Source organism: Proteus sp. GOKU, assembly GCF_015475555.1.
GTDB classification, from domain to species: domain Bacteria; phylum Pseudomonadota; class Gammaproteobacteria; order Enterobacterales; family Enterobacteriaceae; genus Proteus; species Proteus mirabilis_B.
Map to the genome: position 1 here is coordinate 1,880,268 of NZ_CP034105.1, position 14,506 is coordinate 1,894,773.

A 14,506-nucleotide genomic window follows, 5' to 3' on the forward strand; every position below is an offset into this window, starting at 1 on the left:
ATATCATTAATTTACTGGGTTTATTATTACTTTAACTTTAGGGTTGTTTTTCTCTAAATCGTTAATCAATCCTTTGGGGTTTGAAATTTTTGCATCGGGATCATATATAAAGCAAACAAGTAACTCACAATCAGGATGCTCGTTATAACGTGCTATATCGACGATCAACTGTTCACCAATCTCTTTGGTTTTTAATGATTTTCTTGTTTTTTTTACTTCTATAATAATTTTTTGTTCTTTTAGAAGAAAATCAACTCGGGATGATGAGCTTGCATAACTAGGTGAGTATTCTTCAGGGCGAATATCATCAAAATCAATTCGTAGTAATGAGTGTAATAAATCTTGAACATCATATTCATCTTCTATGTCTAAAGTGTTTCTATCATTATGTCTATTTTGTAATTGCCTTGCGACACTATGAAATTTATAACAAATATTTTCAATAATACGTATTGGATCTTCTTTTTTTATAAGTGGTTTATTTTCTAATCCAAATGTATCAATTTCTGAAATTAAGGATGATATAAGAGAATTAGCTTTATCTAATCCTCTGAGATATGCATTATGAATATCATGGTCAGTAGTTCGTGATGAAAAAACCATTAATGAATAAACGATAGATGAAAACTCACCTGCATGATTATCGCCAAATATTTTTTTTATAATGATTCTAGTATCACGTTTCCATTCGTCAAATTCAGGTGCTTTTCGACTTTTTTGTTTTAATTGAGGGATTAGTTCTTGCTGTTTTTTTAATAGTTCTATTGATTTGTTCTCATCCATCATTGTGTCCTTGAATGTTTTTGAGAAATAGTAAAGGGCGGATGATAAAACCCCCATGCTGTACTACGGGGGTAGTCTTAGGGGAATATCAAGATTTCTGCATAAATGACTAAAAAAGAGCTATATTAATTAGTCATTCATATCAAAAACCTTTCCTAAAATTAATATAACATATTCTTATGTATTGGATAGTGTTAGGTATCGTATTTCCAATTTCTGAGCAACGGATACCAGACAAGAAGAAAAGGTGGTTCGGAGGTAATTTATGGCAACGCTAAATATAAAAGCAACGTTTCAGTGTGATATTGAAACATTGTGGCGAGTGATTACATCGACAAAAAATTATCAATGGCGAAGTGATTTACGCAGTATTGAAGTGATTTACGCAGTATTGAAGTGATAAACGATCATAAATTTATTGAACACACCAAAGATGGTTATTCGACCATCTTTACGGTAACAGCTAAAGTGCCATATCAACGATGGGAGTTTGATATGGAAAATGAAAACATCAAAGGTCATTGGATGGGTGTTTTTACTTCTGATAATGGAATTACTGAAATCGACTTTACGGAAGTCGTGATATCCAAAAAGATATTCTTAAGACCTTTAGTGAAGTGGTATCTGAAGAAAAGACAGAAAACCTATATTCAAGACCTAGCAAAAGCATTGGCGAATAAGCCTTAAATTAGGAATGAATCAACATAATCAACCAGACCAAAACAGAGATTTCAGTGCCTATCCGTATTTAGATACTAAGGTTCGCATAATGTATATTATGTTAAACTGGACGTAATAAGGAATAACTTCATGAAAGATAAAATATCAGCTAGATAGCACTGTTAGCCCCTATGCCTCTATTGACTCAAGTACGTGTTAAGAATTTAATAACTTCACTTCTAGCTAATCTGAGAATTTTAATGGGATACTCGATACAGCATTTACGCATAGATAAGAAACATATACTGACCTTAATCGATGAGCAAACAACTCTTCCATCCTTGTTTGTTGCAATATACTCAATAAGAAAGCTTTCACTTCTACGCTCCGTATTCAAGAAAAGGAATAGTTCACGCTGAATCTAAGTTCTTTCAATATCTAAATCAACGTTATATGAATCAGAGCGTTCAACAAATTGACCGATATGAACTCTCTGTAAGTCACGCGATTGGAATGAACGCTGCATAAAATCAATAGTTCGGAATTTTAGCAAAGTACAGCCAAGTGGTATGAAGCACAATCCCACTTACCGAAGTTTAACGAAAGAACAACTATTATGCCTAGATGAAATACTGCTACCCTCTTCTCCTTTTATATCTGAATCAGTACCAAAGGAAAACGTTAGTGTATATAAAAATAAATTGAATCCATTTGTTTCATTATTCTTACAATTTAGAACATATATAATTCATCAGCTTATGTTTAACTACGGATTGAGAATAGGCGAAGTTTTGCTTTTAACTGTGGAGTCGCTCGATGCATCAAAACCAAATCATGTAGGTGAGATTCGTTACATTCTATCTGTAAATAATTTATCTAGTCATATTAAAGACCCTCGAAAAGAGCCAATAACAATAAAAAATAGATTTTCCCTGCGTGAAATTCTTTTAGATGAGTTAGATGGTCCAACAATTTCGACTCTGGCTCCATTGTCGGACAATTTGTATGTTAGTAGAAAGAGGACTAGGATAAATAATGAATATTATCACTATTGATGAGAAAAGACTTTTTTAAAAAGGGTCATCATAGTTTCGGTCGAGAACTGATATTTTTCTCCATATCCAATTAAAAGTTCTTTTCTCAAGTAATGCATGAATAAATATGGACTCCCAATTATTTTGGCTTTGATGTCGCTTATCAAATGATCGTAGGTGGGAAAATAGAATATTCTTCAGTTCTTGCGGACTATTGATTCGATCTGCAAGAGTATATACAACCGAACTTGGTGCGCGCTTCATTTCATAAAACCGCTCTCTGATAGTAGTAATCAATAACTCAGAATCAACAATTTTTTCATAATGAAAAGCTAAGCTTTTGGCATTCGATATTTTTTTCGGTGGGTTGAATTTAAGATATATTTCAATTGCGCCGTCATGATTTCTTATTTTAGCTGTAATAATTCGTTTAGAAAGTTTTTTTTCATATCTAGGATGTAATAATATTTCATCAATATTACCTCCTACAGTAAATTTTCCTTTTTTTTGATTACATTTGCAAATAGGGATTAAATTAGCACTTAATATAGAATATTCAGGAAAAAATTCTTGAGGAAGAAAATGATCTATTTGGGTACTTAAATTGGCACCACACATTGAACAACATTTTCCTGTGTTTTTATTTCGTAATTTTTTTATGAAAGATAATTTCTCTCCTTTGCTCTTATATAAATTTTTTATGCTTTCTCTTGCATCATCTAGTCCAAACATGCCATTAATACTTAGCGCTGAACCTTTGCATGAATAGTATTCATTATATCTATCAATGAAAGTGTTCAGATTACTTTCAATTAGTCTTGAACCGGAATAATTTGCGGCCGCAATTTCTTTGATTTTATCTATATCATTTTCAAGAGGTTGATTGAAATACTTCATTTCATCATACCTCTGATAAGTGAAAGCATTTCAATTGAAAAAGAATCTCTATATAAGTCCTCAATTTCTTCAAAAGATTCATGTTCGCTAATTACCTTTTGGGCTATTTCATTAACAAGTTTAGAGCGACTATTTTCTCCAAATATAAATGATGATAATGAACCTAAGTTTGCACCTAATGTAGCCATTCCTGTTATTTTTTGAACAACATTATTTTTTTCATTTCTCTCTAAAATAATCACTTGGTCTTGAGGGACTTCTCGTACAATATAAACAGAGTGTGTTGATATTATTGAATATGAGCCTGTGACTGTCAGTATTTTATGTAAAGCAGATATTATTAGAGATATGAAATTAGGATGTAAATGAGTTTCAGGTTCATCTATCAGTAAGAGACTCCCATTCTCGATATGCATCGTCATATTGGTGATTATTTTTAGAAAGCTAATCTCACCACTACTTAATTTAAACTCATTACCTTGAATAAGTCGGATTGGCTCAAGATCTTCTTGAATAGTCCCCCAATCTAGGAGTCTGTCATTTTCTTTTTCAACATTCAAGAATTTAAGAGAAAAATATTTTTTGGATGAGCTTCCTTTTAGATAAATTTCATCATGATTAGTTAACTCACTCAAAGATTCAGAGAAAATTTTCCATCGTGACCTGCCCGCAATCGTTTCCTCGCTTCGAATAATATCTAAAATAGTTTCAGTTGTAGTTTTTTTACTTCGCGTTTGATATGATCTTGTTGTAGGGAATGTTCTGTAGTCAGTTGCTGGATTTTTCCAACGCTCAGATGGGAATGAGCGCAACTCATGTCTAGGTGCGAATAATAAAATACGGTTTACTTCTATTCTATTCCCATAAGATTTAGAGCCACTCAGAGCCATTTTTGCAATATTACTTAACGTTCTACTTTTCCCGTTACCATTACTGCCAATGATAGTTATTATATTCCGAGGGTGTTTTTTTTTATAAGAAAAATTAAAGTCAAGATTTATCCTGTTTGACTCTCCATCGTCAATATCAACCGAGAATTCTAGTTCATTATTTTTTATTTCTTGAGATTCTATCTCACCACTTATAAAAGTTGAATTTTTGAAGGCATAATAACTCTCGGAAGTTCTTATTAAAGATGTTTGAAATATTTTACTTTTAATAAATAGTTGGAATTTTTTTTTATATTTTTTCTTATTCCGTATAGTGCTCAGATCATTAATTTTAGTCAGTATAATATCTGATTTTTCTTTTCCAATAGTTCGATGTAAATATCTGTAAGTATCTAAGGACTGGCATTGCGAAAAATAAAGAATATCATCATTTGGATATATTAAAGCATGATTATTATTTGTTTTTTTTAAATACTCTATTAGAGTAAGTTCTTGATTGTTTTCTTTTACGTCGAGAATCGCTAGTTTTGTATGGAACTCAACCTTAGCATCTTCAAATTGTGCATATATTAAAACTGAGGTAACTTTTCCAAAGTCATTAAATTTATCCCCGCTCGGCGATATTAATATGTAATTGGTTTTTTTGAGATTAAATGAAGTATAATCAAAGCAATTAATTGATTCACAGAATATTAACTCTACTGCATCCATTATTTATACCTTTTTGTTTTATAGGTCAGGCAAAGAACTGAAAAATCTCATTCAACAGGGTTGCTGTTAGCCCCTTTATTGAGATAAAAAATTTCATTCTAATGCCTAAGTTCTTTATAGATAAATTGAATTGGCGCTCGCTTCACACGATTCGACTTTCCTAGATCTCATTCTAATAGATAGAACTATTTTGCCGGGCAAAACGATTCAGACAAGGCGAACCAACCTTGACAACGCTACCGCCCTCAGATTGATTGGTTCTGATTAGGTTTTTTGCGTGCATCTAAAATTTAAATGTTACAGAAACTTATAAATTACTCAAGTAGACAATCAGATGGCCCTTAAATATTCATGTGCTTGGTTATGCTATTAAGCCAGAAAATAGTGAAGCCAAGTGAGCCATCAGGAAATACTCATAATAGGCACATTTCCTGTTAGTTCCTGAAGTCCTCTTAGAGTGATTTCAACTTTTTGTTAAAAATATATTTTATAGCATAGAGATATGTACCCTGTGGTTTATGAACTTAAAACGCGAACTTTTGCAAGTCATTATTAAATAATAAAAATCTTGACCAATAAAAAAAGCTAGTTCATATTCTAAACAACTTTCTTGGAATTAATTACATCGAATTGGGTTGCAAATTAGGCAAAGTTTTTCGTTACCTATTTGCATCGGTGGGTCATATTCAACGCCCTTTATTCAAAGAAGCAAGAGTAATGCAATGACAATTAAATCATTTTGGGTCGATCCCTATGCAACATCACATAGAACACAAGTTAAAAGTGTCGCTGGTAATGACATTGAATTAACTTCAACTATTTTCTTTGCGTTTTCTGGTGGACAAGAAAGCGATGAAGGCTCTATTGGTGGTTATCCTGTAATAGCCGCTAAAAAATCAGCATTAAATATCATCTATACACTACCTGAAGGACATCAGCTAGAAGTCGGACAATCCGTAGATGTGTTGATCGACGGAGAAAGACGTCAACGTCTTATGCGCCTTCATTTTGCCGCAGAACTTATCCTTGAATTATTTTATAAAGCGCATGGCAGTATCACAAAAATTGGGGCGCATATTAGCCAAGATAAGTCTCGAATCGATTTTTTTTGGCCAGAGAATATTGCGAGTGCCCTTCCTGATTTTGCTGCAAAAGCGAATAAAATCATTCTTGAAGATCACCAAATTCAAACTGGGTTTGATGATGAAATTAATGAACGTAGATACTGGAAAATTGAAGGATTTTCTAAAGTTCCCTGTGGTGGCACGCATGTGAGATCCACAGCTGAGATTGGCACTATTAGTTTAAAAAGAGTGAATATCGGCAAAGGGAAAGAACGAGTAGAAATATATCTTAATGATGTTGAAGATAAGGTTACCTCTTTATGAAAAAAATTGCGTTAATATTAACTCCCGGCTTTGCTGACTGGGAATACTCACTCATTGCTGGAACAAGTGTCTATTACGGTGTTGAGGTGCGATTTTATTCTCCGATGCCGGGTATATTTCAGTCACAAGGCGGATTATCTGTCACGGTTGATGGCAGTTTGCAACAATGCTTAGCATGGCAACCCGATGTGGTGGTGATTATTGGCGGAACAATTTGGGAAACCCAAAACTCACCTGATTTGCGAGAATTCCTTCACTCATCTCATCATGAGAATGCCTCCATAGCCGGTATTTGTGGCGGAACGCTTGCGCTTGCTCGAGCGGGTTTGCTCAATGAAACTGCTCATACATCAAATAACCCTAACTTTTTGCTAGAAAATGCTGAAGGCTATATTGGCAATAGTCACTATCGTGATAGTACCGTTGCAGTGATTTCTGATGGCATTATTACCAGCCCAGGTTCTGCGCCAGTGAGTTTCACATCAGCAGTATTTCAAATGGCTGGAGTACCTATTTCCAGTATTAACCAATTAAAAGCAATGCTAGCGGCAGAACACCTCTAACATTGATTATTTTAATACGGCTTAAAACGAGTTTAACTCATTGAAAATAATTACTTTTAATGATTAAGATACTCATTAAATATATGTGCGCCTAGGATACGGATCACTTCTGAACGCTCATCTAAAGAAGAATCCCCTTTTCTAACATAAATACTAATAAATACAGGCTCATGATTATTTGACCAGACCATCGATGTTATTCCTCTGATCCCATAATCACTTGCGCCTGATCTATCTGCAATTTCCCATCCTTTAGGAAGAGAGGCTCTAAGCATATTGTCCGCGACTTTATTATTTATCATCCATTTTTTTAACTAATCTTTTGATGCATTACTGAGTACATCTCCAGTCAAAATATTCTTTATACTCAGACTCATTGCATTCGGAGTCGTTGTATCACGCAAATCCTCCACGGGATTAATAGTGAGTTCTGGCTCATAACGATCAGAACGAGTCACCGTATCTCCTATCGACCTCATAAATGCTGTAAGCCCTTCTGGACCTCCACCGGATAAAATAGCAAAATTTGCCCCAGTGTTATCACTGTATTCATTGGCGGCTTCGCAGGCTTTTTCTAAGGTAAATGGCTTATTGATATAATTCTTAGCAACCGGTGAATATGTCACGATATTCTGTTCAGTGACTATCATAGAGTGATTTAACGAAATTTTTTTGGCATCAAATTTTGCTAGGACATTAGCGCAGGCAATTGATTTTACTGTACTATCTAAGGGAAAACGCTGATCTCCATTTATAGAAACAGAACTATTATCTGAATATAAAATTGATAAACCTACTTTCCAACCTTCTTTTTCATATTGCTTAACTTGATCATGTAGAGTTAGCGCAAAAGCAGAAGATACAATCGGCATACTTAAAACTAATGTGGCGAGTGTTTTTAATCGTAATCGCATAAAAAACCTTAACTCTTTAAATATACAGGGATTATTTTTATCGCGATTATATTTTCTTTTGCATAATTAACAAATGATCATAATTTTTAGTAGCATATAGAAAAACTTATGGCTCCAATTGAACGGTCGAAATAGATATTACTCCGTCACTTTTTTCACAAACGTGGCATTGGCATCTAAAACTTTTCCGTCTTTGCTTATCGGTAACATTAATCCAATTTCTGTACCCGTTTCTTTATCCACTAATATTGAATGTGGCTCGTTTTTCTCGAAAAGATATTTTTCTCCCCATTGTCTAAAAGCAACGACTATTGGGAACAGATTTTCACCCTCAGACGTCAATATATACTCTTGATACGCGGTTCCATCAGAGGCTTCTTTCATTTCTAAAATATTGGCTTCAACCAATTTGCGTAATCTGTCAGATAAAATATTACGCGCAACACTTAAATTCTTTTGAAAATCACGAAAGCGCCTAATTCCATCGAAAGCATCTCGAATAATAAGTAATGACCAACGATCACCAATTAAATCCAAACTTCTAGCAACAGGACAAGGCGTTTGAGATACGGCATTTTTATTGGACATAAAATTCTCTTTTTAAATAAGTAAATTTCTAGTTGCATTTTAAAACTAGTTACCCTATTGTTCAACTGGTTTTAATTTGAAACTAGAATGCAGGTGTTAAATGAAAGAATTAATCGCAAGTCCCAATACCCATTGTCATATCAGCCATAGCCTTGAAACTAAATTATCCAATAGCCTTGTTCTGCTTTTTGCAGTTGCTAGCGGGTTAAGTGTGGCAAATGTCTATTACGCTCAACCATTGCTTGATGCCCTTTCACTTGAATTTGGTATAAGTAATGCCGCAATTGGCAGTGTGATCACTGTAACTCAAATAGGATGTGCTCTTGCCCTTTTATTCTTAGTGCCACTTGGCGATAAAATAGAACGTAAAAAACTCATGTTATTACAGTTGGTTGCGCTATTAATATCGCTTATTGCTGTAGGAGTGGCAAAGACGCCAATGACATTGATGATAGGAATGCTTTCTGTTGGGATGTTGGGCACGGCAATGACTCAAGGTCTTATCGCTTATGCGGCAAGTTCTGCTAGTCTTGGTGATCAAGGGCGAGTTATTGGTACTGCGCAAAGTGGTGTTTTTATTGGTCTGCTATTATCACGTACTTTTTCTGGTCTTATCAGTGATTTAGTAGGTTGGCGAGGGGTTTATATCTGCTCAGCTATCTTGATGCTAAGTATTGCATACCCACTATCGCGTCGCTTGCCAAACCTAAAAGTTGTGGCAAAAGATATAAAATATCATCAATTAATTTTCTCTCTATTTTATTTATTAAAAGAACAAAAAGTATTACAAGTTCGAGGATTTTTAGCTTTACTGATGTTTGCTGCCTTCAATATTTTTTGGAGCGCTATTGTTATTCCATTAAGTGATGCACCTTTTAATTATTCTCGTACAGTGATTGGCTCTTTGGGATTGGTTGGCGCTATTGGCGCATTAGTCGCTTCAAAATCAGGTGGTTGGGCAGATCGTGGTTATGGAAAACGAGTTAGCTTTTATGCGTTAGTTATTTTAATTTTAGCTTGGTTCCTAATATCATTAATAAATTGGTCAATATGGGCATTGGTTGTTGGTATTATTTTATTAGATGCTGGCGGACAAGCATTACATGTTACTAATCAGAGCATGATTTATCGCACTAAGCCGGAAGCCAACAGCAGAATGATCAGTTTATATATGATGTTTTATGCAATAGGCAGTGGTTTGGGCGCGATCAGTTCAACGGCAATGTATTCTTATGCTGGTTGGAATGGTGTTTGTATTTTAGGTGCATTAGTTAGTTTATTGGCGCTTATTATTTGGTGGATAACGCGCAATCGCTCTTTTTGAAATCACAAATATTAGAGGAAGGCTTTTTTAATATTTTATAATAAACAGTAAGTTATATTACTTCTTATTAAGAATATCAGCCTTCTTCTCTATTATTAATCTCTTATGATTTATAAAAACGACAATGAATTTATTAAGCAACCTGTAATTATATTCGGTTATGTACTTTCTTTTTTTATGGTCTGATTTCCATGCTCGATAATGAGTCATCATTAAAAGAATAAGTTTCAAATGTGTATTATAAATGACGAAACAAAGAATATTTATTTAAGTGTGATCATGTTATCACCTTACTAGTCGGATTCGTTTAATTCTATTATAAATGCTCGAAAAACCGCAAAAATCACGCCAGTGTCAGTTCTTTCCTATATTCGCTCTAATTACCCTGCTTTACGCTAACATTATATTTAATGTGAAAATAAATATTTATAAACGGAAACTAAGTATTTTTATTTATACTATGCGAGGATGAATATGAGAATTGTACTTTCTTTAATATTGAGTTCAACACTATTGCTCTCTGGTTGTTCTGCCTTCCTTTTTAGCCTAGGCAGCAATCCAGAAATGACACTGAGTAATATTAAATTGATGGAAAACACCACTAAACTAAAAGTGCCAGCTATACCACCAGGAACAAAAGATGGTGAATATTTACGTTATTATCCTGGGGGCCAAATTAAATATAAATCATGGGTAACTAAAGGTTGTTTTGACCGTTACGTTAATGCTTATTATGAAAATGGTAAATTACAAATGATCATACCACTGAAGAATTGTGAAGTTAACGGTGTGGTAAAAAGTTACCAGACTAACGGCAATATATACAGTGAAATTGCTATGCGTAACGGCTTACCGCATGGCGCTTTCAAGTATTATCATAATACACCTAAAAATAATGTTAATTTGCAGGGATATATAGAGAATAAAGCTCTTATTGGTGTAATAACTCAATATGATGAAAACGGAAAAGTGATTAATAAAGGTCAAGTGTTAGATGGTAAGGTTAAAATCTTAAAATAACCTGATTTGAGCTACCGGCTTTTTGTTATTTATGAAAGCCGGTTTTATTTTATTCTGCAAATACGATTTATCTCTTTTTTATATTAAAGTATTGAGCCAACGCTTTATAACCTTTCTCGCTGATAGTCACTTCTCTATATCCTTGATGCCGTGTTAACCACGCTTGTGCTTCTGCGTAATTAAGAAAAGCAGCACCAATTTGTCCGCCTAAATGGAAACGACGTTCACTCCAATCTAAACATGGGCAGCAAATATTACGAGAATGCTTTGCTTGAAATTCAAGACCCATATTTTTAAATCGCTCAAGACCGAGTGCTGTAATAGCGCGGCCGTCTTCTGTTATCCATTTTTGCTGACAAAGTGAATGGTAAATATCGACAGCAACTTCACCTGCTAAATGATTATAACAAGTTCGTGCCTTCCTTAAGTTTTTGGGCGTTGTGATTTTAGCTTGTGAAATATGGTCGGTTGAAAAGCTCATTAACTTTTCAATCACGTTGGCAATTTCATCGTTAGCTAATCGGAAATAACGGTATTTACCTTGGGATATGACAGAAATAAGGCGATTACTGAGTAGTTTTGATAAATGGCTACTTGCTGTAGAGGCAGAAATATCAGCCACAATACCCAGCTCAGTTGCTGTCCATGCCCTTCCATCCATTAATGCACAGAGTATTTTTACTCTGGAAATATCAGATATTGCTGCACCCACAGCGGCTATTGCTGATTCTACAGTATGTTGATATTCCGATTTCATCTCTGATTTAGCCATTTAAAAATTAAGCCCTTTGATAGCATGTCATTAATGGGGTAATAACGTTATTGTAGCAAGTTATCTAGCCTATTTAATTACAGACTTTCTGCATCAAATGAATATTCACGAGCCAAAGAAGCAATGCTAATTTTGTAAAAATCGAAAATAGACTCTCGACCTTCTTGTTGTGCACTTTTATGTAAAATATTTTTCTTCCATTGCAAAACAGCTTCTTCATTTTCCCACCAAGAAAGTGATAATAATTTTCCTTCGGTTGATAAACTTTGAAATCGTTCTATTGAAATAAATCCCTCAATATCTGTTAGTAATGGCTTTAAATCAGCCGCTAAAGATAAATAACGATCCTGTTTTCCTGATTTAATTTTGACTTCAAATATCACGGCAATCATTAGTGCTCTCCTTTAATTGGGTGATAGTGAGTGTATTGATAAAAAATAGACAACACTTCGATAATTGTTGAAATGAGAGTAATTATCTATTTTAAAAATAAAGCAGAAAGAGACTATAAACATCTTCTGATGAAACTAAATCTTCTGATGTGATTGACAAAGTTTTTTCACTAATAATGCTGTTGCTCCCCCAATTCCACCTATAACAGTGCCAAATATTAATAGATAGATAAACCCTGTATAATTACTTAAATTTATTCCCATAAGAGGAATAGTAAACATAATAGCAATGGCAGTAACTAATAAAGAATGTAGTATGGTTCGTTTATTTATTAAATAACCGGCTAAACAACCACAAAGAAATAATAAAACATAAAATATAATGTTTACAAGATACAGCACTTCCACGCTTGGTTGAGGATCTTTAAATATATAGTTAGTTATAATCTGCAAAATATATCTTGAAAATACAAAAAAAATTATACAAATAACATAGTTAAACCATAATCTATTTTTTAAGGGAAACTTAGCCATTTTATCAATCCTCTCCACATAGATAAGTGACCATCATCGAAACAGTAAATGAGCTTAGGCCACTGATCCAATGTGTATTTAATGGCTTTGCCCAGTGGACGAGACGCTAAGACAATTAAAGATCCATAAAATCATCATGTTCTGAATAATAGTTAAGTGCATTAACTAAATCATCTAATGTTGCAGATGGTTTTTGTTCTAATGCTAAATCAATAACATCCGCAAACTGCTGACCAGAGTATAAATAAACGAGATGATTCATTTGCACAATATCGGGGTAGATTTCGTTATCGTTATCATCAACGTCAGGATAATCTGCAATAAAATACTGTTGCCCTATTTTTAATTTGTTTTCAATATCATCCTCACCGTATAAACAAAAGTTATCATCTCGCAACTCAATTTGTTTCATTGCCAATATAATATCTGTTAGGTGATATTGGTGATCTTTTTGCAACATATATAAGCTCTCAGTCAATTTAACAGTAAATTATTACCGACAGCGTACAACGTTTATAGAGAGTGGCGCTATAACTTAGTCCTATTTTCGTGAGAATTGAACACATAAAACCCCTAAAATAACCAAACCAATCCCCAAAATCTTACTTAATGGAATCGAGTTTTGGCTCATACCAAACCAACCAAATTGTTCAATTAAAGTAGAAATAATGAGTTGCCCTGCAATCACCATCACAAAAAAGGTCGTGCTGCCAATTTTTGGTACTAGAATTAACGCAGACGTTAGATAAAGCATACCTGCAATACCGCCAAACCAGATCCAAATAGGTTGACTAAAAAGCTCAGTACTGAAATTAGGCTTAGGAACTTTAAAAATAAATAAGAGTGGAATTAAAACCGCAATACTGATTAACAGCGATATTGCACTTGCCCATAAAGGATGGCCTAATTGGCGCGCTAATATAGCATTACTGGCGGCTTGAATGGGCACCACTGCACCGGCAAGTAATGCCAAAACTGCGAGCAAAAGCCCAGATAATGATAGTGTTGACATAGTAACCTCTTAATAAATTACGACTAAAAATAAATTAAGGGGATGTTAGTCAATGATGTTATCTTGAGGAAATGAACAATTTTATAAGGCACTATTCGTGATATGAATAACTTAAGAAAACTAGATTTAAATCAGTTGGTTACTTTATTTTATCTATTGCGAGAACGCCATGTAAGTCGCGCAGCAGAGCGATTACATAAAAGTCAGCCAACGGTAAGTCATACGCTCAATAATTTAAGAGAGTTGTTTCAAGATCCGCTTTTAGTGAGAAAAAATGGGCAATATCAATTAACCAGTAAAGCGGAATCACTTTATCAACCACTGACTCAAGCATTGGAACAACTCGATAATCTTATTGCACAACAAGACTTTCAGCCGAAGGATTGTAAAAGACGCTTTAATATTGCGATGTCTGATTATGGTGCAACGCTAATTTCAACCAAGTTAATTCATTATTTACATACTTATGCCCCTGATGTTGATTTAAAAATTTGGCACAGCAGCCGAGAAGAAATGCAAAGTAAGTTAAATGAAGGAAGTTTAGATTTAGCGTTTGGGGTGTTTAATATTTTTGATAATACATTACGTTCGAAATCTATTTTTACCGATAAAATGGTAAGTGTGGTCGATAAAACAGTGTATCCCGAAAAAACAATAAATCTAACAGAGTGGCTGTTAGCGCCCCATATTTTAGTCAGTATGAAACCTTTCGATGCCAATGAAATAGACCATCAACTTCAATTAATACATCAACAACGCCGTATTGCGGTTACCGTACCCTATTGGCAAATTGCCCCTCAATTATTAGAAAATACGGATTTAATTTTGACGATTGCTGAAAAAGCCATTCCTAAAAATATGCGCCAGAAATTTTCTATATTTACCCCTCCCATTGATATTCCGGAATTAGAATTTCAGATGATCTGGCATCAACGTAGCGATAATGACAATGCGCTTAATTGGCTAAGAAATACCATTGTGGCACTTTTAAAAGAAGAATAAAAAATCATATTCTTCTTTTAAG

The 14,506-nt window shown here is 34.1% G+C and carries 18 protein-coding genes; 7 read left to right on the plus strand and 11 right to left on the minus strand.

Annotated features, from left to right (window positions below):
* Positions 1 to 6 precede the first annotated feature (6 nt).
* Positions 7 to 786 (minus strand): hypothetical protein, encoded by a 780-nt coding sequence (locus tag EHE21_RS08815; protein WP_228766756.1) that lies wholly within the window; start codon positions 784 to 786, stop codon positions 7 to 9.
* A gap of 262 nt (positions 787 to 1,048) precedes the next feature.
* Between EHE21_RS08815 and EHE21_RS18980 the strand changes: the two genes are divergently transcribed.
* The gene (locus EHE21_RS18980) at positions 1,049 to 1,183 is read left to right on the plus strand and encodes a hypothetical protein (RefSeq protein ID WP_267463847.1); all 135 of its coding nucleotides are present in this window, start codon (positions 1,049 to 1,051) and stop codon (positions 1,181 to 1,183) included.
* A complete protein-coding gene (locus tag EHE21_RS08820; RefSeq protein WP_201161575.1) occupies positions 1,180 to 1,470 on the plus strand; it encodes a hypothetical protein in 291 nt (96 codons plus the stop codon). The genes EHE21_RS18980 and EHE21_RS08820 overlap by 4 nt, the downstream gene beginning before the upstream one ends.
* A 1,043-nt stretch (positions 1,471 to 2,513) precedes the next feature.
* Here the strand turns inward: EHE21_RS08820 and EHE21_RS08825 are convergent.
* Both EHE21_RS08825 and EHE21_RS08830 read right to left on the minus strand, forming a co-directional pair.
* On the minus strand, positions 2,514 to 3,374 hold the full coding sequence (locus EHE21_RS08825) for a hypothetical protein (protein ID WP_194952434.1): 861 nt from the start codon (positions 3,372 to 3,374) through the stop codon (positions 2,514 to 2,516).
* Positions 3,371 to 4,975 (minus strand): AAA family ATPase, encoded by a 1,605-nt coding sequence (locus EHE21_RS08830; protein ID WP_194952435.1) that lies wholly within the window; start codon positions 4,973 to 4,975, stop codon positions 3,371 to 3,373. Before EHE21_RS08830 ends, EHE21_RS08825 begins: the two co-directional genes overlap by 4 nt.
* A 722-nt stretch (positions 4,976 to 5,697) precedes the next feature.
* Between EHE21_RS08830 and EHE21_RS08835 the strand changes: the two genes are divergently transcribed.
* Together EHE21_RS08835 and EHE21_RS08840 are read left to right on the plus strand one after the other, a co-directional pair.
* A complete protein-coding gene (locus tag EHE21_RS08835) occupies positions 5,698 to 6,363 on the plus strand; it encodes an alanyl-tRNA editing protein (protein WP_194952436.1) in 666 nt (221 codons plus the stop codon).
* Entirely contained in the window at positions 6,360 to 6,926 is a 567-nt protein-coding gene (locus EHE21_RS08840) for a DJ-1/PfpI family protein (protein ID WP_194952437.1), read from the plus strand. The genes EHE21_RS08835 and EHE21_RS08840 overlap by 4 nt, the downstream gene beginning before the upstream one ends.
* A 56-nt stretch (positions 6,927 to 6,982) precedes the next feature.
* Here the strand turns inward: EHE21_RS08840 and EHE21_RS18900 are convergent, their stop codons facing one another.
* From EHE21_RS18900 to EHE21_RS08850, 3 genes are all read right to left on the minus strand, one after another.
* Positions 6,983 to 7,228 (minus strand): hypothetical protein, encoded by a 246-nt coding sequence (locus EHE21_RS18900; RefSeq protein WP_201161576.1) that lies wholly within the window; start codon positions 7,226 to 7,228, stop codon positions 6,983 to 6,985.
* A 12-nt stretch (positions 7,229 to 7,240) separates the two neighbouring features.
* Entirely contained in the window at positions 7,241 to 7,840 is a 600-nt protein-coding gene (locus tag EHE21_RS08845; RefSeq protein ID WP_201161577.1) for a serine hydrolase, read from the minus strand.
* Positions 7,841 to 7,978: 138 nt separating this feature from the next.
* On the minus strand, positions 7,979 to 8,428 hold the full coding sequence (locus tag EHE21_RS08850; RefSeq protein ID WP_194952438.1) for a winged helix-turn-helix transcriptional regulator: 450 nt from the start codon (positions 8,426 to 8,428) through the stop codon (positions 7,979 to 7,981).
* 100 nt (positions 8,429 to 8,528) lie between these two features.
* Between EHE21_RS08850 and EHE21_RS08855 the strand changes: the two genes are divergently transcribed.
* Positions 8,529 to 9,752 (plus strand): MFS transporter, encoded by a 1,224-nt coding sequence (locus EHE21_RS08855; protein ID WP_194952439.1) that lies wholly within the window; start codon positions 8,529 to 8,531, stop codon positions 9,750 to 9,752.
* Positions 9,753 to 10,226: 474 nt separating this feature from the next.
* Entirely contained in the window at positions 10,227 to 10,772 is a 546-nt protein-coding gene (locus EHE21_RS08860; RefSeq protein ID WP_165123873.1) for a toxin-antitoxin system YwqK family antitoxin, read from the plus strand.
* Between the two features lie 67 nt (positions 10,773 to 10,839).
* On the opposite strand, the gene EHE21_RS08865 is transcribed toward EHE21_RS08860, so the two are convergent.
* The 5 genes from EHE21_RS08865 to EHE21_RS08885 all read right to left on the minus strand — a co-directional run bounded on the left by EHE21_RS08865 (position 10,840) and on the right by EHE21_RS08885 (position 13,482).
* Complete coding sequence (locus EHE21_RS08865; protein WP_194952440.1) at positions 10,840 to 11,544, minus strand: ArsR/SmtB family transcription factor; 705 nt, start codon at positions 11,542 to 11,544, stop codon at positions 10,840 to 10,842.
* A 77-nt stretch (positions 11,545 to 11,621) separates the two neighbouring features.
* Positions 11,622 to 11,936, minus strand: coding sequence for an antibiotic biosynthesis monooxygenase family protein (locus EHE21_RS08870; protein WP_194952441.1), 315 nt, complete (start codon positions 11,934 to 11,936; stop codon positions 11,622 to 11,624).
* Between the two features lie 135 nt (positions 11,937 to 12,071).
* Positions 12,072 to 12,470 (minus strand): hypothetical protein, encoded by a 399-nt coding sequence (locus tag EHE21_RS08875; protein ID WP_194952442.1) that lies wholly within the window; start codon positions 12,468 to 12,470, stop codon positions 12,072 to 12,074.
* A 115-nt stretch (positions 12,471 to 12,585) separates the two neighbouring features.
* Positions 12,586 to 12,930: a DUF7716 domain-containing protein gene (locus EHE21_RS08880; RefSeq protein WP_194952443.1), complete on the minus strand. Its 345-nt coding sequence runs from the start codon at positions 12,928 to 12,930 to the stop codon at positions 12,586 to 12,588.
* 81 nt (positions 12,931 to 13,011) lie between these two features.
* Entirely contained in the window at positions 13,012 to 13,482 is a 471-nt protein-coding gene (locus tag EHE21_RS08885; RefSeq protein ID WP_194952444.1) for a DMT family transporter, read from the minus strand.
* Positions 13,483 to 13,584: 102 nt separating this feature from the next.
* On the opposite strand from EHE21_RS08885, the gene EHE21_RS08890 reads away from it, so the two are divergent.
* Positions 13,585 to 14,484: a LysR family transcriptional regulator gene (locus EHE21_RS08890; protein ID WP_194952445.1), complete on the plus strand. Its 900-nt coding sequence runs from the start codon at positions 13,585 to 13,587 to the stop codon at positions 14,482 to 14,484.
* Positions 14,485 to 14,506: the final 22 nt, after the last annotated feature.

Excerpts from the sequence above, each read along its gene's own strand:
- EHE21_RS08815 (WP_228766756.1), bottom strand. The coding sequence starts at position 786 with ATGATGGATGAGAACAAATCAATAGAACTATTAAAAAAACAGCAAGAA.
- EHE21_RS18980 (WP_267463847.1), top strand. The coding sequence starts at position 1,049 with ATGGCAACGCTAAATATAAAAGCAACGTTTCAGTGTGATATTGAAACA.
- EHE21_RS08825 (WP_194952434.1), bottom strand. The coding sequence starts at position 3,374 with ATGAAGTATTTCAATCAACCTCTTGAAAATGATATAGATAAAATCAAA.
- EHE21_RS08830 (WP_194952435.1), bottom strand. The coding sequence starts at position 4,975 with ATGGATGCAGTAGAGTTAATATTCTGTGAATCAATTAATTGCTTTGAT.
- EHE21_RS08835 (WP_194952436.1), top strand. The coding sequence starts at position 5,698 with ATGACAATTAAATCATTTTGGGTCGATCCCTATGCAACATCACATAGA.
- EHE21_RS08840 (WP_194952437.1), top strand. The coding sequence starts at position 6,360 with ATGAAAAAAATTGCGTTAATATTAACTCCCGGCTTTGCTGACTGGGAA.
- EHE21_RS18900 (WP_201161576.1), bottom strand. The coding sequence starts at position 7,228 with ATGATAAATAATAAAGTCGCGGACAATATGCTTAGAGCCTCTCTTCCT.
- EHE21_RS08845 (WP_201161577.1), bottom strand. The coding sequence starts at position 7,840 with ATGCGATTACGATTAAAAACACTCGCCACATTAGTTTTAAGTATGCCG.
- EHE21_RS08850 (WP_194952438.1), bottom strand. The coding sequence starts at position 8,428 with ATGTCCAATAAAAATGCCGTATCTCAAACGCCTTGTCCTGTTGCTAGA.
- EHE21_RS08855 (WP_194952439.1), top strand. The coding sequence starts at position 8,529 with ATGAAAGAATTAATCGCAAGTCCCAATACCCATTGTCATATCAGCCAT.
- EHE21_RS08860 (WP_165123873.1), top strand. The coding sequence starts at position 10,227 with ATGAGAATTGTACTTTCTTTAATATTGAGTTCAACACTATTGCTCTCT.
- EHE21_RS08865 (WP_194952440.1), bottom strand. The coding sequence starts at position 11,544 with ATGGCTAAATCAGAGATGAAATCGGAATATCAACATACTGTAGAATCA.
- EHE21_RS08870 (WP_194952441.1), bottom strand. The coding sequence starts at position 11,936 with ATGATTGCCGTGATATTTGAAGTCAAAATTAAATCAGGAAAACAGGAT.
- EHE21_RS08875 (WP_194952442.1), bottom strand. The coding sequence starts at position 12,470 with ATGGCTAAGTTTCCCTTAAAAAATAGATTATGGTTTAACTATGTTATT.
- EHE21_RS08880 (WP_194952443.1), bottom strand. The coding sequence starts at position 12,930 with ATGTTGCAAAAAGATCACCAATATCACCTAACAGATATTATATTGGCA.
- EHE21_RS08885 (WP_194952444.1), bottom strand. The coding sequence starts at position 13,482 with ATGTCAACACTATCATTATCTGGGCTTTTGCTCGCAGTTTTGGCATTA.
- EHE21_RS08890 (WP_194952445.1), top strand. The coding sequence starts at position 13,585 with ATGAATAACTTAAGAAAACTAGATTTAAATCAGTTGGTTACTTTATTT.